General features: G+C 64.0%; 23 protein-coding genes. 1 reads left to right on the forward strand and 22 read right to left on the reverse strand.

The genetic code is table 11. The features are described 5' to 3' along the window. Nucleotides 1-8: 8 nt before the first annotated feature. The 19 genes from KM031_RS05780 to KM031_RS05870 all read right to left on the reverse strand — a co-directional run bounded on the left by KM031_RS05780 (nucleotide 9) and on the right by KM031_RS05870 (nucleotide 17,292). Nucleotides 9-887, reverse strand: a complete 879-nt coding sequence (locus KM031_RS05780; RefSeq protein WP_215503583.1) for a bifunctional 5,10-methylenetetrahydrofolate dehydrogenase/5,10-methenyltetrahydrofolate cyclohydrolase — start codon at nucleotides 885-887, stop codon at nucleotides 9-11. A 19-nt stretch (nucleotides 888-906) separates the two neighbouring features. Next, a complete protein-coding gene (locus tag KM031_RS05785) occupies nucleotides 907-1,200 on the reverse strand; it encodes a chorismate mutase (protein WP_215503584.1) in 294 nt (97 codons plus the stop codon). 76 nt (nucleotides 1,201-1,276) lie between these two features. After that, entirely contained in the window at nucleotides 1,277-2,953 is a 1,677-nt protein-coding gene (locus KM031_RS05790) for a formate--tetrahydrofolate ligase (protein ID WP_215503585.1), read from the reverse strand. A 270-nt stretch (nucleotides 2,954-3,223) separates the two neighbouring features. Further along, nucleotides 3,224-3,949 (reverse strand): methyltransferase domain-containing protein, encoded by a 726-nt coding sequence (locus KM031_RS05795; protein WP_260692114.1) that lies wholly within the window; start codon nucleotides 3,947-3,949, stop codon nucleotides 3,224-3,226. Nucleotides 3,950-4,006: 57 nt separating this feature from the next. Further along, nucleotides 4,007-5,923 carry an ATP-dependent zinc metalloprotease FtsH gene (gene ftsH, locus KM031_RS05800; protein ID WP_215503586.1) on the reverse strand — a complete coding sequence of 639 codons (1,917 nt, stop codon included), beginning with the start codon at nucleotides 5,921-5,923 and terminating at the stop codon, nucleotides 4,007-4,009. An 80-nt stretch (nucleotides 5,924-6,003) separates the two neighbouring features. Beyond that, nucleotides 6,004-7,197: a tRNA lysidine(34) synthetase TilS gene (gene tilS / locus KM031_RS05805; RefSeq protein ID WP_260692115.1), complete on the reverse strand. Its 1,194-nt coding sequence runs from the start codon at nucleotides 7,195-7,197 to the stop codon at nucleotides 6,004-6,006. Nucleotides 7,198-7,273: 76 nt separating this feature from the next. Further along, entirely contained in the window at nucleotides 7,274-8,095 is an 822-nt protein-coding gene (gene ybgF / locus KM031_RS05810; protein WP_215503960.1) for a tol-pal system protein YbgF, read from the reverse strand. A gap of 5 nt (nucleotides 8,096-8,100) precedes the next feature. After that, the gene (gene pal, locus KM031_RS05815) at nucleotides 8,101-8,634 is read right to left on the reverse strand and encodes a peptidoglycan-associated lipoprotein Pal (RefSeq protein WP_215503587.1); all 534 of its coding nucleotides are present in this window, start codon (nucleotides 8,632-8,634) and stop codon (nucleotides 8,101-8,103) included. Nucleotides 8,635-8,720: 86 nt separating this feature from the next. Next, nucleotides 8,721-10,052, reverse strand: coding sequence for a Tol-Pal system beta propeller repeat protein TolB (gene tolB / locus KM031_RS05820; RefSeq protein ID WP_215503588.1), 1,332 nt, complete (start codon nucleotides 10,050-10,052; stop codon nucleotides 8,721-8,723). A gap of 112 nt (nucleotides 10,053-10,164) precedes the next feature. Next, on the reverse strand, nucleotides 10,165-10,569 hold the full coding sequence (gene tolA / locus KM031_RS05825) for a cell envelope integrity protein TolA (RefSeq protein WP_215503589.1): 405 nt from the start codon (nucleotides 10,567-10,569) through the stop codon (nucleotides 10,165-10,167). Further along, on the reverse strand, nucleotides 10,566-11,762 hold the full coding sequence (gene tolA, locus KM031_RS05830; protein WP_215503590.1) for a cell envelope integrity protein TolA: 1,197 nt from the start codon (nucleotides 11,760-11,762) through the stop codon (nucleotides 10,566-10,568). The genes tolA (KM031_RS05825) and tolA (KM031_RS05830) overlap by 4 nt, the downstream gene beginning before the upstream one ends. An 11-nt stretch (nucleotides 11,763-11,773) precedes the next feature. Continuing rightward, nucleotides 11,774-12,289, reverse strand: coding sequence for a protein TolR (gene tolR / locus KM031_RS05835; protein ID WP_215503591.1), 516 nt, complete (start codon nucleotides 12,287-12,289; stop codon nucleotides 11,774-11,776). A gap of 3 nt (nucleotides 12,290-12,292) precedes the next feature. Continuing rightward, the gene (tolQ, locus tag KM031_RS05840; protein ID WP_215503592.1) at nucleotides 12,293-12,988 is read right to left on the reverse strand and encodes a protein TolQ; all 696 of its coding nucleotides are present in this window, start codon (nucleotides 12,986-12,988) and stop codon (nucleotides 12,293-12,295) included. A 133-nt stretch (nucleotides 12,989-13,121) separates the two neighbouring features. Next, on the reverse strand, nucleotides 13,122-13,520 hold the full coding sequence (gene ybgC, locus KM031_RS05845) for a tol-pal system-associated acyl-CoA thioesterase (protein WP_215503593.1): 399 nt from the start codon (nucleotides 13,518-13,520) through the stop codon (nucleotides 13,122-13,124). Then, nucleotides 13,507-14,148, reverse strand: coding sequence for a hypothetical protein (locus KM031_RS05850; RefSeq protein WP_215503594.1), 642 nt, complete (start codon nucleotides 14,146-14,148; stop codon nucleotides 13,507-13,509). Before KM031_RS05850 ends, ybgC begins: the two co-directional genes overlap by 14 nt. A gap of 502 nt (nucleotides 14,149-14,650) precedes the next feature. Further along, the gene (gene ruvB / locus KM031_RS05855) at nucleotides 14,651-15,676 is read right to left on the reverse strand and encodes a Holliday junction branch migration DNA helicase RuvB (RefSeq protein ID WP_215503595.1); all 1,026 of its coding nucleotides are present in this window, start codon (nucleotides 15,674-15,676) and stop codon (nucleotides 14,651-14,653) included. A 102-nt stretch (nucleotides 15,677-15,778) separates the two neighbouring features. Continuing rightward, nucleotides 15,779-16,456: a Holliday junction branch migration protein RuvA gene (gene ruvA, locus KM031_RS05860; protein WP_215503596.1), complete on the reverse strand. Its 678-nt coding sequence runs from the start codon at nucleotides 16,454-16,456 to the stop codon at nucleotides 15,779-15,781. Next, on the reverse strand, nucleotides 16,453-16,971 hold the full coding sequence (gene ruvC, locus KM031_RS05865) for a crossover junction endodeoxyribonuclease RuvC (RefSeq protein WP_215503597.1): 519 nt from the start codon (nucleotides 16,969-16,971) through the stop codon (nucleotides 16,453-16,455). Before ruvC ends, ruvA begins: the two co-directional genes overlap by 4 nt. A 93-nt stretch (nucleotides 16,972-17,064) precedes the next feature. Beyond that, nucleotides 17,065-17,292, reverse strand: coding sequence for a hypothetical protein (locus tag KM031_RS05870; protein ID WP_215503598.1), 228 nt, complete (start codon nucleotides 17,290-17,292; stop codon nucleotides 17,065-17,067). Here KM031_RS05870 and KM031_RS05875 point away from each other — a divergent pair. After that, nucleotides 17,291-17,506 carry a DUF1127 domain-containing protein gene (locus KM031_RS05875; RefSeq protein WP_215503599.1) on the forward strand — a complete coding sequence of 72 codons (216 nt, stop codon included), beginning with the start codon at nucleotides 17,291-17,293 and terminating at the stop codon, nucleotides 17,504-17,506. The genes KM031_RS05870 and KM031_RS05875 overlap by 2 nt on opposite strands. 123 nt (nucleotides 17,507-17,629) lie before the next feature. On the opposite strand, the gene KM031_RS05880 is transcribed toward KM031_RS05875, so the two are convergent. From KM031_RS05880 to msrA, 3 genes are all read right to left on the reverse strand, one after another. After that, nucleotides 17,630-17,971, reverse strand: coding sequence for a hypothetical protein (locus tag KM031_RS05880; protein ID WP_215503600.1), 342 nt, complete (start codon nucleotides 17,969-17,971; stop codon nucleotides 17,630-17,632). 82 nt (nucleotides 17,972-18,053) lie between these two features. Beyond that, nucleotides 18,054-18,941, reverse strand: coding sequence for a 50S ribosomal protein L11 methyltransferase (locus tag KM031_RS05885; protein WP_215503961.1), 888 nt, complete (start codon nucleotides 18,939-18,941; stop codon nucleotides 18,054-18,056). 376 nt (nucleotides 18,942-19,317) lie between these two features. Continuing rightward, complete coding sequence (gene msrA, locus KM031_RS05890; RefSeq protein WP_215503601.1) at nucleotides 19,318-19,977, reverse strand: peptide-methionine (S)-S-oxide reductase MsrA; 660 nt, start codon at nucleotides 19,975-19,977, stop codon at nucleotides 19,318-19,320. Between the last annotated feature and the right edge of the window lie 50 nt (nucleotides 19,978-20,027).

The raw sequence follows: 20,027 nt of genomic DNA on the forward strand, positions 1-20,027 counted from the left end.
ATACTCCCTCAAGCTTCCACCGCAAACGCGGTCGCGTAATGTTCCATCTGCATCCGGGTTGCCAGCACGGCATTCTTCATCAGCGTGGCCACCGTCACCGGCCCGACGCCGCCGGGCACCGGGGTGATCCAACCCGCCACGCGGGCACAACTGTCGAAATCGGCATCGCCCACCGTGCGGCCATCCACCCGGTTGATGCCGATGTCGATCAGCGCCGCCCCCGGTTTCAGCATCTCGCCCGTCACCAGCCCGGGCTTGCCGACCGCCACGAACACCGCATCGGCGGCGCGGCTATGCACTGCCACCTGCCGCGTCATGTGGTGGCACACTGTGACAGTGGCCCCCAGCCCCATCATCAGAAAGGCGATGGGTTTGCCGACGATTTCGGAATGGCCGATCACGCAGACATCCAGCCCTTCGATGTTCAGCGGCAGGGTTTTCAGGATCTCCACCGCCGCAACGGCGGTGCAGGGGCCAAGCGCCAGATCGTTATAGACGATATTTCCGATGCTCGACGGGTGCATGCCCTCGACATCCTTCAACGGATGCACCGCCTTTTGCAGTGTCTTTACCGGGATATGCGCGGGTAAGGGGCGCTGGATGATGATACCATTCACGCGCGGATCGGCGTTCAGGCCGATCATCACGCCGGTCAACTGTTCCAGACTGATCGTTGCGGGATAGTTGCGCGCCTCGAAGGCCACACCGGCGGCCTCGGCCTGCCGTTGCTGGTTGCGCACATACAGCTCTGCGGCGGCCACGTCCCCGACCGAGATCGACACAAGACGCGGGGTCCAGCCCTTCGCGGCAAGCTCTGCCGCATCGCTGCGAACCTCTGCGACCATGCGCGCCGCAATGGCGCGCCCGTCAATCCATGTTGCCGTCATGCCATGACCCTTTCCGGGGTCAGGCCCCCAGCACCTTTTCTTCGCGGGCAATCGACCAGTCGATCATCAGCCGCCAGATCGCTTCGACCAGCGCAGGGTCCAGACCTTCGATTTCGGCCCGGGCGCGCACATTGTCCACGACCTCTTCCACACGATCCGCAATCCGGGCCGGAAGCCCCTCTGCGGGTTTGAGTTCGGCGGCCCGGTCGATGTAACCCGCCCGCCGTTTCAGCATCGCCACGATCTGACCATCCAGCGCGTCGATCTCGACACGGAGTTCGGTCATGTTCTGGCATTCTGCCGGAGCTTTCATCACGCTCTCCTTCACTTCCTGCCCGCGAGGTAAATCTTCGCGGGCAGGAGCGCAAGGTGACGTGCTGTCGCCGGGATCAGAACAGCCCTTCGACAAAGCCTTCGTCATTCAGCCGGATCACTTCGGCAGAAGGCACCTTGGGCAGGCCCGGCATGGTCATGATTTCACCGCAGATGACCACGATGAAGCCCGCCCCTGCCGACAGGCGCACTTCGCGCACCGGCACCGAATGGCCCGTGGGCGCGCCACGCACGTTCGGATCGGTGGTGAAGCTGTATTGGGTTTTCGCCATGCAGATCGGCAGATGGCCATAACCAGCGGCTTCCCAGGATTTCAGCTGATCGCGGATCGACTTGTCGGCCAGAACCTCGTCAGCGTGATAGATGCGCTTGGCGATGGTTTCGACCTTCTGGAACAGCGGCATGTCATCCGGGTAGATCGGCGAGAAGTTGGCAGCGCCGCTTTCGGCCAGCGCGACAACCTTTTTCGCCAGATCCTCGATGCCTTCCGAGCCTTTCGCCCAGTGCTTGCACAGGATCGCCTCGGCGCCCTGTTCTGCCACATAGGCTTTCACGGCTTCGACTTCGGCATCGGTGTCGCTGAAGAAGTGGTTGATCGCCACAACCACCGGCACGCCGAAGGATTTGACGTTGGCAATGTGACGGCCAAGGTTCGGGCAGCCTTTCTTGACGGCCTCGACATTCTCGGCCCCCAGATCGGCTTTGGCGACGCCGCCGTTCATCTTCATCGCGCGCACAGTGGCCACGATGACTGCAGCCGAAGGCTTCAGGCCCGCCTTGCGGCACTTGATGTCGAAGAACTTCTCGGCCCCGAGGTCAGCGCCGAAACCGGCTTCGGTCACAACATATTCGCCCAGTTTCAGCGCGGTCTTGGTGGCGATGACCGAGTTGCAGCCATGCGCGATATTGGCAAACGGGCCACCATGCACGAAGGCCGGGTTGTTTTCCAGCGTCTGCACCAGGTTCGGCTGCATCGCGTCTTTCAGCAGCACGGTCATGGCACCATCGGCCTTGATGTCGCGGCAATAGATCGGGGTCTTTTCGCGGGTATAGGCCACCACGATGTCGCCCAGACGTTTTTGCAGGTCTTCCAGATCGTTCGACAGGCAGAGGATCGCCATGACTTCGGAGGCCACGGTGATGTCAAAGCCGGTCTGACGGGGGAAGCCGTTGGACACGCCGCCAAGGTTGACCACGATGTCGCGCAGCGCGCGGTCGTTCATATCCATCACCCGGCGCCACACGATGCGGCGCTGGTCGATCTGCAGGCTGTTGCCCCAGTAGATATGGTTGTCGATCATCGCGGACAGCAGGTTATGCGCCGAGGTGATCGCGTGGAAGTCGCCGGTGAAGTGAAGGTTCATCTCTTCCATCGGCACGACCTGAGCCATGCCGCCACCCGCAGCGCCGCCCTTCATGCCGAAATTCGGCCCTAGGCTGGCTTCGCGGATACAGATCACGGCCTTTTTGCCGATGCGGTTCAGGCCATCGCCCAGACCGACGGTGGTCGTGGTCTTGCCTTCGCCCGCCGGGGTCGGGTTGATCGCGGTCACGAGGATCAGTTTGCCATTCGGACGGTCGGCCAGCGATTTGATGAAGTCCTGGCTGACCTTGGCCTTGTCATGGCCATAGGGCAGCAGATGTTCCGACGGGATACCGAGCTTTGCGCCGATCTCCATGATCGGCTTCTTCTTGGCTTCGCGTGCAATTTCGATATCGGTCTTGAAGGCCATGCGTATCTCCCTGGGGGTGTGACTGCCCAATCTCTTGGTTGACCTCACGATACCGACACGCAGAGCCCACCACAGGACCGATTCCGACCTAAGCCCACGCAAAATCGCCAGTTCCGGTTTCCGATCGGAAAGTTTGGAATGGCACGGCGAAATATTTCCATAAACAGAACATACATTCCATTTTGAGGAATCAGCCACCAGACCGAAGCGCACAGCCGCGAATCTGTGGGCGGCGCGGCCCGGCCTGCCGAATGATACCGCGACCCGTAATCAGACCGGCAGGGTCAGGGTGAAAAACACCCGCCGAAACGGCATCAGCACCGCCCCATCGGCTTCGGCCGGATAGGCATGGGCCAAGGCTTCGTCATAGGCCGCGCGGAAATGGTCGGCCTCCTCGGCGGTCAGCTGTGCCAGAAACGGGCGCATCGCCGTGCTTTCGGTAAAGCGGCGCACCGGATGCGCGCCATCCGCCGGATCGAGCCGGTGCATGTAATCAGTTTGCCACGCCTCGACCGTGCCCAGCGGGGCCAGCAGCCGCCAATAGGTTTGTGCAGGCCAGACCGGCGGCTCGTAGCCGGAAAAATCAAAGCGGTCGGGGAACAGCGCCGCTGCAATATCGCGCATGAAGCGGTGCGACGGGGCAAGCGACTGGCGCGGCATCTGCACCGCCAGAATACCACCGGGGGCCAAAAGCCCGGCCAGATGCAGCATCAGCTGCGCGTGATCGGGCAGCCATTGCAGCACGGCATTGGAAAAGATCAGCGCGGGCCGCGTGTCGGGCTGCCATTGGGCGATGTCCGCCTCGGCGGTCGCATCGTAACCACGCGCCTGCGCCAGCATGGCGGGCGAGGCATCGACCCCGACCAGCCGCCGCTTGGGAAAGCGCGCCCGCAGCGCCGCCGCCATCGCACCATCGCCACAGCCCAGATCAATGATGTCGCCCGCAGGCGGCGTTCCGGTCTGCATCAGCAGATCCAGCGCAGGCCGCAAACGCAAACCCCGGAACCTTGAATAGGCCCCGGGGTTCCAATCTGTGAGGCTGGCAGTCACCCGTCAGGCCAGAGGTTCGGGTTCAAGCCCGGCATCCGGCTTGGCCGATTTCGGCTTGGTCTTGGGAATGGCGATCACCGAAGCGGCAGAACCACCATCGTTGGAGCCGCCCGCATCATCATCGCTGCCCAGAACCTCGCCCGCCACAACCTTGCGGATTTCATCGCCGGTCAGAGTTTCGTATTCCAGCAGACCCTTGGCGAGCCGTTCAAACTCTTCCGACTTTTCGGTCAGCACCCGGTAGGCGGTTTCATAGCCTTCGTCGATCAGGCGCTTCACTTCCGCCTCGATCAGTTTCTTGGTTTCCGCCGAAACCGAGAAGCCGCCCGTATTGCCCTGATAGCCTTCATGCGCTTCGGCATAGTCGATATTGCCGATCACATCCGACATGCCCCACCGCATAACCATCGCGCGTGCCAGGCTGCTGGCCTGCTGAATATCGCCGGCCGGGCCAGAGGACACACCCTCTTCGCCGTATTTGATGATTTCGGCGGCCTTGCCTGCCATCGTCATCGCGATCTTCTGCTTGCCTTCATCCTTGTGCATGTTCAGCCGGTCCATCTCCGGCAGGCTGACCACCATGCCAAGGGCACCGCCGCGCGGGATGATCGTGGCTTTGTAGACCGGATCACATTTCGGCATGTTCATGCCGACAATCGCATGGCCTGCCTCGTGATAGGCAGTCTTTTCCTTCTGATCGGCGGTCAGCACCATCGAGCGGCGCTCTGCCCCCATCATCACCTTGTCCTTGGCCTGCTCGAAATCATCCATGGTCACAAAGCGGCGGCCGACACGGGCGGCCATCAGGGCGGCCTCGTTCACGAGGTTGGCAAGGTCGGCACCCGAGAAGCCGGGGCAACCACGGGCTATGATGCGCAGATCGACATCGGGGCCGACCGGCACCTTGCGGGCGTGAACGGTCAGGATCTTTTCGCGACCCTTGATGTCGGGGTTCGGCACATGGATCTGGCGGTCAAAACGGCCCGGGCGCAGCAGCGCCGGGTCCAGCACGTCCTTGCGGTTGGTGGCGGCGACGATGATCACGCCCTCATTCGCCTCGAACCCGTCCATTTCGACCAGAAGCTGGTTCAGCGTCTGTTCGCGTTCGTCATTGCCACCGCCGATGCCCACACCCCGGGCGCGGCCCACGGCGTCGATCTCGTCGATGAACACGATACAGGGCGCGTTTTTCTTGGCCTGTTCGAACATGTCACGCACACGGGATGCGCCGACGCCCACGAACATCTCCACGAAGTCAGAGCCGGAGATGGTGAAGAAGGGCACGCCCGCCTCGCCCGCAATCGCACGCGCCAGCAGGGTTTTCCCCGTGCCGGGCGGGCCGACCAGCAGCGCGCCTTTCGGGATCTTGCCGCCAAGCCGCGAGAATTTCTGCGGGTTGCGCAGGAATTCAACGATCTCTTCCAGCTCTTCCTTGGCCTCGTCGATGCCTGCCACGTCATCAAAGGTCACACGGCCATGCTTTTCCGTCAGCAGCTTGGCCCGGCTTTTGCCAAAGCCCATCGCGCCGCCGCGTCCGCCGCCCTGCATCCGGTTCATGAAGAAGATCCAGATGCCGATCAGCACGAGGAACGGCAGCCAGAGCGATATCAGCGACAGGAAGCCCGATTGCTCCTGCGCCTCGGCCCGCACTTCGACGCCTTTGGAAATCAGCCGGTCGGTGATGTTTTCATCCTGCGGCTTGATCGTGGCATAGGTATTGCCATCTTTCCCCCGCACCAGAACGCGTTCGCCATCCAGCGTGACGCTGGACACCTGTCCTTCATCCACCCGGGCAATAAACTCCGAATACGACAGGTTGCGCGAGGCGCTGGTCGTCTGCCCCCCACTGAACATATTGAACAGCGCGAGGATCAGCAGAAACAGAACGACCCAGAATGCGATATTTCGTGCATTACCCACGAAGGAACTCCTTGGAAGCAGGCGCGCAGAGGCAGGCCGCGCGCGGCGTTGCTTCTAAAATAGACATAAGTCGGGTGGGTTCAATGCGATAAGATGAACATTCCGAAACTCGGGCCGAGTTTGGCCTGCCAATCGTCGGATTTTTGCGCCAGCGGGGCGGCGACAAGGCGGTCGCCGTGCCAGATCGCCGGGCTGACCAGCAGCGCGTCGCGGTTGTGGCCGGTGCTGCGCCAGTCCTTGCACAGGCGCAGGCCCGCCGCGCCAAGGGCGGCCACCGTCAAACCCGAATGATGCGGGCCTGTCATCTGCCAGCGATGATCCCAGAGTGCGTCCGTCGCCATTGCCCCCATGACGGCGCGGGGTTCGCGGCTGATCTGCAGGCGGTCTGCGGCAAAACGGAAGCGCACGCCGCCCAGCATCGCCGCCTGTTTCTGAGCCAGATTGTCCCCCAACCGACCAAGCTGGCTTTCGCGCGGCGCATAGTCGGCCCCTGCCATCCAACGGATCGCGGCACTCAGCAGCCGCCGCCGCAGATCGGGCGGCAAATCGTCAAAGATCTGCACCGGCATCAGCAGCGCCCCTGCGGCCTCTGTCACATGCGCGGCCACCACATCGGACAAAGTCCGGGTCAGGGCCGCGCGCGCCTGAGACAGATTCGCAATCGTGCCTGCCAGCGTCTTGACACTGATGCCCAACCGGGCCAAAGCGGCCAGCGCCTGCCGTGCCTTGATACGGGTAAAGCGGTCATTGTCGTTGCTCGGGTCGTCAATCCACGCGACGCCGTTGCGGCGTAGATAGTCGCGCAGGTCCGCCCGGCCCTGCCCCAGCAAGGGACGCTGCCACAGAATCCCTTGCGCTTGCCACTGCGGGCGCATCCCCGACAGCCCGTCCAGCCCGGCCACCCGGCCCAGATTCATCAAAAAGCTTTCGGCCTGATCATCCGCCGTATGGCCCAGCAGCACCCGGCCAATTCCCCGGCCTCTGGCCCAATCGGAGATCAGCGCAAACCGGGCGCGGCGGGCCTGATCCATCAGATTGCCGGTTGCCGTGCGGTCCTGCCACAGCAGCGTTGCATGGGGAAGGCCCTGCGCGGCACAGAGTGCCGCGACCTGTGCCGCCTCCGCGGCACTTTCGGGCCGCAATCCGTGATCGACAGTGACAGCTTCAACGGCGAAGCCCAGCCCCGGCGCGACCCGCAGCGCCAGATGCAGCAGGGCCGTCGAATCACCACCGCCCGAAACGGCAATGCCGATCCGGGCGGATGTGTCGCGCAACAGCGCTGTTCTGATCGTTTGCAGCAGGCCCGCGTCCGCCTCTGCGCCCAAAGGCCGCTGCGTCACGCCGGGCCGCTCATTGGCAGGCCAGACCCGCCATCGCGGCGCCCGCCTCGGTTGCGGCGGCCGAACCGGGGAAGCGCACGCCCACCTCGGCTAGGGTCACGCAGGCCTCGGGCACCTGACCCAGATCGGCCAGCGACTGCCCCAGCTTGACCAGCGCCTGCCCCGCCATAGGCCCATCCGGCTTGCCGGAAAACGCCTCAAGGTAAGAGCGTGCGGCATTGGCCGCATCGCCTGCCTGTTTCAGCGCATCCCCCCGCAGGATCTGCGCCTCGGCCATCAGGGGGCTGCCCGGGTAGGCCGCGGCAAAGGCCGCAAGCTGGTCCGCGGCGGCACGAAAGTCACCTTGACCGAGCACCCCCTTGGCCCGGTCAAACTGCTCCTGTTCGCCGATGGCAAGCTCGGCTCCCCCAGGGGCTGGGGCGGTTTCAACGGGGCGGGGCGGTGTTGCAGCCGCAGCCTCGCCCCCCAGCGGGGTTGTCGGCGGCAGCGACCCGATATCGCCGCCTTCCAGTTCCACCACCCGGAACTCCAGATCGCCGATCCGGTTGGTGCCATCACTGACCACCCGGTTCAGGCGCAGTTCCACCTCTTCGTTCTTGGCGGTCAGGCGCACCAGCGCGGCTTCGATGGCATCCAGCCGTTGCAGCGCCGATCCGCCCGCCGCGCCGGACTGCACAGCGCCCGTGGTGACAAGCTCTTGCTTCAACGCCGAAAATTCGGCGTTGAGCGCGGCGATTTCAGATTTGATATCCGCCAGCGTCTGCGCCCGGTCCTGACCAAAGGCCAGTCCGGGCAGCAGGATCAATGCCAGCGCAACGGCGCGCAAGCCCATCAAGATCAGGCCCCCGCGCCCATCGACAGCACCGTCACCGAACGACGGTTCTTCGAGAAGCACGCCTCGGACGAGCACACCTCGATCGGGCGTTCTTTGCCGTAGGACACAGTGCGCATGCGGCCTGCCGAAATCCCCTGCGAGATCAGATAGTTCTGCACAGCCGAGGCACGACGCGCGCCAAGTGCGAGGTTGTATTCACGGGTGCCCTGCTCGTCGGCATGGCCTTCGACGATGATGGCGTAATCGGCGTTCTGTTGCAGCCACTGGGCCTGACGGCTCAGGATGCCGCGCGCTTCGTCCGACAGGCTGGACTGGTCGATGGCAAAGAACACGCGGTCGCCCAGCGTCTGCTGGAAATAGGCGACCGAGGTCGGATCGTTCGGGCCGCCAAGGCCGCCCGCGCCGATGCCACCGGCACCGCCTGCGCCGCCCGCACCACCGGCACCCGCACCGCCTGCGCCGTAACGGTCCGGGTTATTACAGGCCGCGAGGCCGAGTACTGCCACCAGAAGCAGCGCCTTGGAAACATACGCCATGGGAAATTCCTTCTTCATCCTGGCTCGATTGACCAGAGTCTAACAGGTTTGCGCCGCCGAGGGAATCGACGGCGCCGTGATCTTTGTTACGGCAGCAAAGGCGACCATGCCGGGTCGGATGCGGCGGTATCGGTGCTGATCTGACGCAGCACCCGGCCCGTCGTATCCACCGTATAGAGCACCGGATTGCCTTCGCCGGGCGGTTGGCGGGTGAACATGATCACCCGGCCATTCGGCGCCCAGGTCGGGCCTTCATCCAGATAAGACGAGGTGAGCAGCTTTTCTTCGGTGCCATCGGCCAGCATCACCCCGATGTGGAAGCGCCCGGCATTCTGCTTGGTGAAAGCGATATAGTCACCGCGCGGCGACCAGACCGGCGTGCCATAGCGCCCCGCCCCCCCCGAGATCCGCCGCGGCTCGCCGCCGCCCGCGCTCATCACATAGAGTTGCTGGCCGCCCGAACGGTCGCTTTCAAACACGATCTGACTGCCATCCGGGCTGAAGGACGGCGCGGTTTCGATGGCGGGCGAATTGGTCAGCTGGCTGAGCGCACCGGACGAGATGTTCAGCGAATAGATATCGGTATTGCCGCCCTGTTCCAGACTGAACACCACCGTGCCGCCATCCGGCGAAAAGCGCGGTGCAAACGTCATGGTGCCCGGCTGTTCGCCAAGGCTGCGCACCGACAGGCTGCTCACATCCATGATGTAGATTTGCGGGAAACCCGACGAGTACGAGGTGAACAGGATCCGGTCGCCCGAGGGCGAAAAGCGCGGGGCCAGCACGATGGACGAGCTGTCGGTCAGATACGAGGTGTTCGCCCCATCATAATCCATCACCGCCAGCCGCTTCTGCCGCTGGTTCTTCGGGCCGCTTTCGGCCACGAACACGATGCGGCTGTCGAAATAGCCGGTCTCGCCGGTGATGCGGCTATAGACGGCATCGGCCACCTTATGCGCCATCCGGCGCCAGCTGTCGGTGGTGCCAACGAATTGCAGGCCTTCGCCCAGCTCGCCATTGGCAAACACGTCATGCAGGCGGAATTTCACCACGATCTGCCCACCCGAGGCCTGCACCGCGCCGGTGATCAGCGCCTGCGCATTGATCGCCTGCCAGTCGGCATAGGACACTGGCGCGCCGAACGAAGTGATGCGCTGGATGTGCGCGCTGTCGGGGATCTGTTCAAACAGCCCGGTGCTGATCAGATCAGCCGCCACCACTGCCGAAATATTCGCCGCCAGTTCACCCGCGCCGCCTTCATCCGCGAAGTTCGGCAGCGCAAAGGGCATCGGCTCGATCACCGGCTGGCCCAGCACGATGCGCAGCGGTTCGGCCTGTGCCATTTGCGGCGACACAAGCCCCCCCGTCAGAGTGGCCACCGCAAGCGCGGCAGAGAGAAGGTAGCGGAGACAGCTCATCTGGCCCTCATTCCTGTTCTGATCGGCTGGGGTCGCACCACAGCCTGCACGTTCATACCATAAGGGGAGTGACAGTCTGCCCTTCCCCGCGTTCACTCCGGGCGCACCCGGTCTATTTCGTTCGCCCGCTGTTGCCGAAGGACATCTCAAGCTCTCGCCAGGTCGCATATTTGTCGAGCGGCACCGGCAAGCCGGTCTTGCCACACACCAGCAATGCGCGGTGGGCGGCGTCATAGGCCTGCGCCACCGCCTCGTCATCACCGCTCCTGCTTTTGATCAGCGCAATGCTGTCCTCGATCACCGTGCCATCGGGCCGCAGCCACACGGCGACCACAATATCGGCCTCCAGCGCCGCACGGCTCAGCTTGGCCGTGTTCCAGCACCGTTCCACGCCCTGCCGCAAGGCCTTGATCTCCGCCCGCGTCAAGGGATCGAACGGCGGGCTGGTCTGCGCGACCAGCGGGACCGGCAGCAACAGGGCAAGCGCCAGAGCAGGCATCACAAAAGACACACTCACAACCCCACCCCGCGTGAATCGAACACCAGTTCCAGCTCTTTCCAGGTCTCGTATTTCTCCGGCGGCAGCGGGAAGCCTTGGCTGCCGCAGCGCAGGATCGCGCGCCGTGCGGCCTCATAGGACTGCCGTGCCGCAGCATCCGACCCACCGCTGGAGCTGACCATGCGGATCGAGGTGGAGACCGGCTTGCCATCCTGCCCGACCGACACGCCGACGACCACGGTGGTCCGGCTCGCTTCGGTCGACAGGGTTGCCACGTTCCAGCACCGCTCCACCGCCACGCGCATCGCGTCGATCTCGCCCGCCGACATCGGCGGACCATTGGCGGCGATAGAGCCGCCCTGCGCCGCCGGGGCTTCCGCCGCCGACTCTGACGGGGCGGCAGCGGCCAGTTCTGCGGCCAGCGCCTCGGCCACGGCATCATTCGTCGCCTGCGTATCCACCTGCGGTGCGGGCGTCTCTTCGACGGCTTCGCTGCTGGCCGATTGCGTCTCGGACGGCTGCTCCACCGGGGTTTCCGCGCGGCGCGGCCGCGATTGTGGCCGACGGCTGGATGTCGGGGCCAAAGCCGGGGCCTGTTCCGTCTCGGTCGCTTCGGTCACGATTTCGGTCGTCGCCTCTTCCGGGGCGGCGGCTTCCTGCTCTTCCTCGACCACCGGGGCCTCGGGGGCGGCCTCTTCGCTGACGGCCTGCTGCACCTCTTCGGCCACTGGCACATCCTCGGGCGGGGCTTCCTGCGGCACCGGGGCCACACGCGGCGACGGGCGCGGACGCGGCACGATCGAGCTTTGCGGCACCGGGATCGGCTGTTCGATCTCGGCCAGCGGGGCCACCGGCTCGGGCGCTTCCAGGGGTTGCGGCACGGCTTCTTCCGGCAGGGTCTCGGGCAGCGGTTCTGCCTCGGCCTCGGGCGCCGGTTCCGGCGGCGGCGCAGGTTCTTCCGGCGCTTCGGTCTGTTCCGGCTCCGGCGGCGGCTCCACAGCGGCCTCTGTCGGGCTGTCGGTCTGTTCGGGCGCAGGCGGGGCGGTAGGAGAAGCTGCCACCAGCGCATCAAATTCCGCCGAGGACATCAGCGACACTTCGGTCACCGCCATCTCAGGCGGCTCCGGCGGGCTGAACAGGATGTCGCCCAAAAGCACCCAAAGGATCAGGCTCACATGCCCGACGCCAGAGATGATGTTCGCCTTATCCATCGCGCGAGGCCTTAGCCGCCGTCATTGGCGGGGGCGGCAGCGCCACCCACAGCGCCACCCACAGCACCACCCATCAGCGGCCCGTTCGCATCGGTCACCAGACCGATATTGCGGAAATTCCCGGCATTCAGCGCGCCCATCACCTGCGCCACCCGCTCATAGGGGATCGCCCCATCCGCGCGCAAAAACACCTTGTCCGAGGTGCGCTCGGCAGAGATTGCCATCAGCTTGGGGATCAGCTCTTCGTCTGACACTTCGGTCGACATGATGAACAGGGTGCCATCGGCGGCAATGGTCACGGCCAGCGGCTCTTCCTGTTCGGTCGGCAGGCTTGCCGCAGCGGTTTCCGGCAATTCCACCGGAACCCCCACCGTCAGCATCGGCGCGGCCACCATGAAGATGATCAAAAGCACCAACATCACGTCCACGAAGGGCGTGATGTTGATTTCCGACATCGAGGCCGACGACCCGCGCCGCCGTCCACGCCGACCGCCGCCACCCGATTTCTTGGCTACCCCCGCCCCCATGGCTCAGGCGTCCAGCTGGCGCGACAGGATGGTGGCGAATTCATCGGCAAAGGCCTCATAGCCGCCCAGGATCCGCTCGCTGTCCGCATTCAGCTTGTTGTAGAACACCACTGCCGGGATGGCGGCGACAAGCCCGATGCCGGTCGCCATCAGCGCCTCGGCGATGCCGGGTGCCACAGTGGCCAGATCGGTGTTTTTGGTCGCGGCAATCTCGGTGAAGGCGTGCATGATACCATACACCGTGCCGAACAGCCCGATGAACGGCGCGGTAGAGCCGACGGTGGCCAGAAAGCTCAGCCCGCTGTTCAGCGTCTCGCTCTCGCGGGCAATCGCCACATCCATCGCCCGGTCGATGCGCGATTGCGCCCCGGCGATCAGCCCACCATCCTGCCGGTGGCTGCGCCGCCATTCCAGCATCCCGGCAGCAAAGATCTTTTCGCTCTGCCCGTCCGGCTGCGGCCCGATCTTTTCAAACAGCTCGTCCAGCGGCTCGCCCGACCAGAAAGACCGGTCGAACACCTCGGCCTCCTGCCGCGCGGCGCGAAACAGCAGATGTTTGCGGATGATGATGGCCCAAGACCAGAAAGACATGATCAAAAGTCCGATCATGACGAATTTCACAGTGATCGTTGCGCGTGCGAAAAGGGCGAGCAGGGAGAAATCAATCTCCTGCGCCATCGCAAGGGTTTCCGTTTCCATTACGCCTGCTCTTTTATACCGGGCCGTGTCTCCGGCCGTTCTTACACCTGATTCTATCCTGATTTTAAGGGGATTGCCAACACATCCTTGTCAGAATGCGCAATGGCGCCCATGCGCCCGGCGCAGATCGCCCTCAGATCCCGGCGGCCTCCAGCAGGGCGCGGATGTCGGCAGGCAATCGCACCGCCCGGCCTGTGCCGCTTAGACAGACCAGTGTCACCTTCGCCGCAAACAGGCAGATGTCGCCCCGCAGCACGTTCTGTCCCAACTCGATCCGGCTGCCGCCCAAAGCGATCAGCCGCGTCTCGACCGACAGAACATCATCAAATACCGCCGGACGCAGATAATCCGCCTCGACGCGCCGCACGGCAAAGACAATGCCCGCCTCCTGCCGCAGCCGCACCTGATCCACGCCGAGACTGCGCACCCATTCGCTGCGGCCCCGCTCGATGAACTTCAGATAATTGGCGTAATAGACGATGCCCGCAAGATCGGTATCCTCGTAATAGACCCGCAGCTTAAACCGATGCATCGCCGCCTCCGCCCTGCCCGATCCGCGCCGCAAGACGCAGGGCGTGGCTGGGATCACGCGCCACGGCGGGCATCATCCGGTCATAAGAGGCGCGGATCACCGCGCCGATCTCGGGCCGCAGGATGACAGTCTCACCGGCCAGTGCCAGCGGTGAGTGCTCCCGAAACGCCCGGTCAGACCAGAGGCAAATCACCTGCGCCGCCTGATTGAGCGCCAGCGCATCCGCGGGCATGCCACTCAGATCCTCATCCATCCGCACAAACACAAAGGCCGCCTTGATGCGGCCCTCCGCATCAAAGCGGAAACTGCGATATTGATTGGCGCCTGCCTGCGTGAGGCGTTCGCACAGCGGCCCCAGATCGGGGATCATGCGCGCAAGGTTCGGAACCTCCGGCAATTCCGCCCAGTCGCGCAGGAAAAACACCATGAGATTGGCCCCGAGCTCGGGATCCGTCTCGGCCATCTGATGCCCGGCCAGAGCCACAATCGCCTCGATGGCCCCTTTGACGACCGCCAGCGTGGCATCCTCCACCCCGAACACCACCGGCGCAATCGGTCGCCCCCAGCGCGCAAACAGATAGTCGCCGGTGCTGCGCGTGAACAGCGCTTCGATGTCCAATGGGGTCATGGTGCTCTCCTGTGCGAAAATCAGCCGAGCGGAGCCATAAGGACTTTTCCTCGCCGCCTCAACAGCGGGCAACACCAGCGCGACATTTCACACCACAGAGCCTTTGGCCGGGGCATCGAGCCCCGGACAAAGGCATTGCCATGGTCGGCGTTGCCCGCCCGCGCCTGCCCAGCCTGAGGTCTGGTGACCACGTGCTGTGAGTATTTTTGCAAAGTGCAAATACATAAGGGATTTCTTACCCCTCTGCCGCAACACTGTGCTTGCGGTACAGGGAGGAGTCCCGATGACCGTCAAACTGCAAGTCGCCCCGGTCGCGTGTGAAGCTCTCACATGGGTTGGACCGACCCCGTGGGCCGGGGCGCATCCTTGTATATTTGCACTTTGCAAAAATACTCATCTTCCTCCACCGCCATGAGCACGCAGGGCAGATGTACCGCCGGTGCCGCATTCCATGGCAATGCCGGTCGAGGGGCCTCAATGGGCCCGAGAGCGGCACCACCGTTCAGTTGTCGAACAAACCGCTTTGCGCTGCGCTGCGGGGTTGCTCCAGCCCGATATGGCGCCAAGCTTTTGCCGCTAGCATCCGGCCGCGCGGTGTGCGCTGGATCAGGCCCTGTTGCAGCAGATAGGGCTCGATCACTTCTTCGATCGCATCGCGGCTTTCCGACAGCGCGGCGGCGATGGTTTCAACCCCGACCGGCCCGCCGCCGTAATTCTCGGCCAAAAGCAGCATGTACCGCCGGTCGGCACCATCGAGCCCGAGGTGATCCACGCCCATGCGGGTCAGGGCGTGATCGGCAATGGCGCGGGTCAGTCGGCCCGTGCCTTCGACTGTCACAAAATCCACCACGCGCCGCAGCAGGCGCCCGGCGATGCGCGGTGTGCCGCGCGCGCGGCGGGCGATTTCGCGGGTGCCTTCGGCGTCGGCCTCTATGCCCAGCAAGCGCGCGCCACGGGTGACGATCAGGTCCAGTTCATCCTCGGTGTAGAATTGCAGGCGGGTCGGGATACCGAAGCGGTCGCGCAGCGGCGTGGTCAGCAGGCCAAGCCGGGTGGTGGCCCCGACCAGCGTGAAAGGTTGCAGCTCGATGCGCACCGTGCGGGCCGCGGGGCCCTCGCCGATCACCAGATCCAGCGCAAAATCCTCCATCGCCGGATAGAGCACCTCTTCCACCACCGCGGACAGGCGGTGGATCTCGTCGATGAACAGCACGTCGCGCGGTTCCAGATTGGTCAGGATCGCCGCCAGATCCCCCGCCTTGGCCAGCACCGGGCCCGAGGTCATGCGAAACCCAACCCCCAGTTCCCGCGCCATGATCTGCGCCAGCGTGGTCTTGCCCAGACCGGGCGGGCCGTGGAACAGCGTGTGGTCCATCGCCTCGCCGCGCATCTTGGCGCTTTCGATGAACACGCTCAGATTGGCGCGCGCCTCGGCCTGGCCGACAAAATCCGCCAGTACCTGCGGACGCAGCGCGCGGTCTGCATCTTCCGGCAGGCGATCAGGGCGAAGGGTCGGATCAGAGGTCATGGCGGTTCATTCCAGGGCGATGCTGCGCGCGATGCGCCGTGCGGTTCTGTTCTACCGCGCCTTCCGCGCAAACGGAATGGATCGGCGCGGGACGCCAGTTCCTCAGGTTCTGGGCATCAGCAGCTTCAGCGCCTGACGGATCAGCGTCGCCGTATCCGCCTCGGGCGTGCTGCCCGCCACTTCGGCCACGGCCTGTGCCGCATCGCCCTGCCCATAACCAAGATTGACCAGCGCCGACAGCGCATCCGCACTATAGGCGGCGCGGCTGGGGCCGGGTTGCGGCGCGGCCTTCGCAGGTTTGGCGGCAGGCGCGGGGGCTGCTTCGACATGGGTGTCGACCAGAGGTTCCGACATCAGCGCCGCCCCCATCGCCATCACGCCCGGCGCCTTGGATTTCAGCTCCAGCACCACACGCTGTGCGATTTTCGGCCCGATGCCGGGGGCGGCCTGAATGGCGCGTGCATCGCCGAGCATGATGGCGCGTGCGGCCCCCTCGGCACCCAGCGCGCCCAGAATGGCCATGGCCGCCTTGGCCCCCACGCCCTGCACCGTCATCAGCAGCCGGTGCCATTCCTTTTCCAGCAGCGTCGGAAAGCCGAACAGCTGCAACAGATCTTCCCGCACCAGCAGTTCGGTATAAAGCGCGCAGGCCTCGCCCACGCCGGGCAATCCGGCCAGGGTACGATCCGAGACATGCACGATGTAACCCACCCCGCGCACGTCGATCAGCACATGATCCGCCGCGCGATAGTCAATCCGGCCCGAAATCTTGCCGATCATCCTGCCGCCCTCCTCAGCGCGTCCTGCAACCGCGTGCTGCTTTGCACGTGATGCGAATGGCAAATGGCGATGGCCAGCGCATCCGCCGCATCCGGCCCGGCAATCCTGACCCCCGGCAGATGAAGCCTGACCATGTGATCCACCTGCACCTTTGCCGCATGGCCGACCCCGACCACGGTCTTTTTCACCGCATTGGGGGCATATTCCCCGACGCTGAGGCCAAATTGTGCAGGCACCAGCAAGGCGATGCCCCGCGCCTGACCAAGCTTCAGCGTCGCCACGGCATCCTTGTTGACAAAGGTATGTTCCACGGCGGCCGTGTCCGGCTGCCATTGGCGCAACACTTCGGTCAGCTGGGCATGCAGTGACAACAGGCGGTGCGCCAGATCGCCCTCACCGGCGCCCGGTGCAGAATGGCAGATACCATTGGCGACATGGGTGAGTCGCGCGCCCGCCACGTCGATCACCCCCCAGCCGAGGTTGCGCAACCCCGGATCAATGCCCAGAACCCGCATCACCGCCCCTTTTGTTCTCTCTTTTCCCCGAAATAGCACGAAAGGCGAACATTGGCCAAGCCCATTTCCGGCGCGCCTTCCCCAGCGGCACTATTATGCAGGTGCAGAAAGAACGGCATTTGACATGTCAAAGGCGACAAATTCGGCATTTAAGGCAGATAATCCTGACGATTTTGTCAAAATCGCGCTTTTGAGCCATGCGATTTCTGCATGAGGGCCATGCTTAGACGTTGATTGCTTTGCACATGCAGCACGATTATGTGTCACCTCGAAGGAAAGAACGCCTTCGCAATGAGCAGTTTTGAAAAGGACAACCGCCATGGCCGCTTATGAGACGACCCGTACCGCGCCCTTTGGCGCCATCTCCACCTACCGCTTCATCCAGTTCGTGAGCACCTTCTTTGCAGCAATCGCTGACTGGAACGATGCCCGCGTGACCCGCAACGCACTGGGCAAGCTGTCGGACCGCGAGCTTGACGATATTGGGCTGTGCCGTGGTGACATTGATCTGATTGGCGCACAGTCGCGCGTCTGATCTGTCACCCGACTTGGGGCAAATCGCCCCGCTGTTATGCCGAAGGCCGCTCCCATGGGACGCGGCCTTTTTGGTGCGCGGAGCGTGGAGGATATGACAGGCCGCAGCCTGCCATTCCGTGCGTCAGTTCAGATAATGGCGGATCTGGTCGGATAGCCAGAGCGTGACCGGATCGGCCTGCATCAGCACGCCCCCCAGACGCTCGAACCCGTCCGAAGCCTGCATCGCCATCACGCGGTCATGATAGGCAGAATCGCCGACCTGATGATGCATGGCCGCCTTGAGCCCGAAGCCGCAGGCCAGCACGATCAGCAGCGGGCCAAGAATGCGCCGACGCCTGGAGACAGGTTTGAAATAGTAGGATCGGCCCAATGTGCCGTCAGCCTCGAAACCATAGCCAAGGGCGCGCGCCTTTTCGACCCGCGCCACTCTGTCATAGAACTCGGACAGATTCTGTTCGGCCATACCGTTTACTCCCGGTTACGGCCCCCACCGCCATTCATTCCTAAGGCTAAATTGTGGCAAAACTTTGGCGCATCACCGCAATTCAGCCACGTTTCAGCACGAGCGTCGACCATTCACCAATGTCTTCACGGGCTTCCAGCGCAAAACCCGCCGCCACATAGGCCGCGGTGACCGCTTCGGCCTGAACCACCAACAGGCCAGACAGAATCGCCAATCCGCCCTTGCAAACATGGGCCGACATCGGCGGGGCCAGCTCGATCAACGGGCCTTTCAGGATATTGGCAAAGACCAGATCATAGGGCGCAGCCTCGCCCAGACGCGGATGTTCGAACCCGGCGGCTTCAAGGCACTCCACCCGGCCTTGCAGACCGTTGATTGCCACATTTGCCTGCGCCACATCGACCGCCACCTGATCAATATCCGAAGCGATGATCAGCGCATCCGGCAAGACCGCAGCGGCGGCGATGGCCAGAACGGCGGTGCCACAGCCGATGTCGGCCACTTTTGCCGGGCGCAGCCCCGCCGTGAACAGGCGGTCAAATGCACGCAGGCAGCCCAGTGTGGTGCCGTGGTGGCCGGTGCCGAAGGCCACCGTTGCCTCGATCTGCAGGGCGATACGGCCCTCGGGCACCTTGTCGGCATCATGGCTGCCATAGACGAAAAACCGCCCCGCCTCGACCGGCGACAATTCGCGCCGCACTTTGGCGACCCAATCCACATCCGGCACTTCCGAAATCACGAAGGCCTTGGCGCCATGCGGCTTGCCCAAGGCGTTCAGGGCTTCGGCATCCGGTGCGCTGTGGAAATAGGTGCCCACTTCCCAGAGGCCCGAATCGTCCTCGATCTCGAACGCGCCGACGCCGTAGGGGGCAGGCTCCATCGCCTCGATAGCTTCGGCCAGCGCACGGGCGGCCCCCTCGCCTTCCAGCGTGGTCAGGGCGGAATAGGTGGTCTGCGACACGGCGGTCATGGTGAAGGCCGGCGCGCCGAAGGCTTCGGCCAGCAGATCCAGCACCGCCGCATTGGGCGTGACCGAGAAGGTCGCCACCACCTGCACCATGCCCGGATGACCTTCGGCATCATAACATTCCGCCTCAAGCGGGGCGGGTGCCATACGGTCCAGCGCATCTGCAAGCGCGAAAGCGGCGTCATCACCTTCGACGATGGTGGATGCGAGAAACAAGGGCATGATGACCTCCAATCAGGGTTGAGGTCGCATAGGCGCTTGGCTGGCGCGGGTCAAGCCGGGCCCGCGCCTCATGGCCGCCACAAGCACCCAGGCCGGGCGGCGGCGCGGGCGCGCGGTGGTCACAGGCGGCACGCCGGGCGCGCCGCCTGATCGCAGATCAGGAGGTCACGCCAAGGCCGATCGGACAGGTGACGCCAGTGCCGCCGATGCCGCAATAACCATCCGGGTTCTTCGCCAGATATTGCTGATGATAATCCTCGGCATAATAGAACACCAGCGCGGGCAGGATTTCGGTGGTGATCGCGCCCTTGCCCGCCGCTGTCAGCGCCTGCTGATAGGCCGATTTCGAGGCAACTGCCGCCTCCGCCTGCGCGTCGCTATAGGTATAGATGCCGGAGCGGTAGGTGGAGCCGACATCATTGCCCTGCCGCATGCCCTGCGTCGGGTCATGGTTTTCCCAGAACAGTTTCAGCAGCGCGTCATAGCTGATGATCGCCGGATCATAGATCACCCGCACCACCTCGTTATGGCCGGTCAGCTGGGTGCAGGTCTCTTTATAGGTCGGATTGGGGGTTATTCCCGCCGCATAACCGACCATGGTCAGCCAGACGCCCTCGCGCTGCCAGAACTTGCGCTCAACGCCCCAGAAGCAGCCCATGCCGAACATGGCCTGTTCCATCCCCGCAGGCACCGGCGCTTTCAGGTCGCGCCCCGTGATGAAATGCGGCTCGGTCAGCGGCATCGGCTCGGGTCGCCCCGGCAGGGCCTTGTCGGCATCGACCATCTTCATCTTGTCGGAACTGAACATCTGGAACATCCGCGTCTCCTCGCCTGTCGCACCGCTGGGCATGACCCAGTATATAGGCG

This window comes from Gemmobacter fulvus, from assembly GCF_018798885.1.
GTDB classification, from domain to species: Bacteria; Pseudomonadota; Alphaproteobacteria; order Rhodobacterales; family Rhodobacteraceae; genus Gemmobacter; species Gemmobacter fulvus.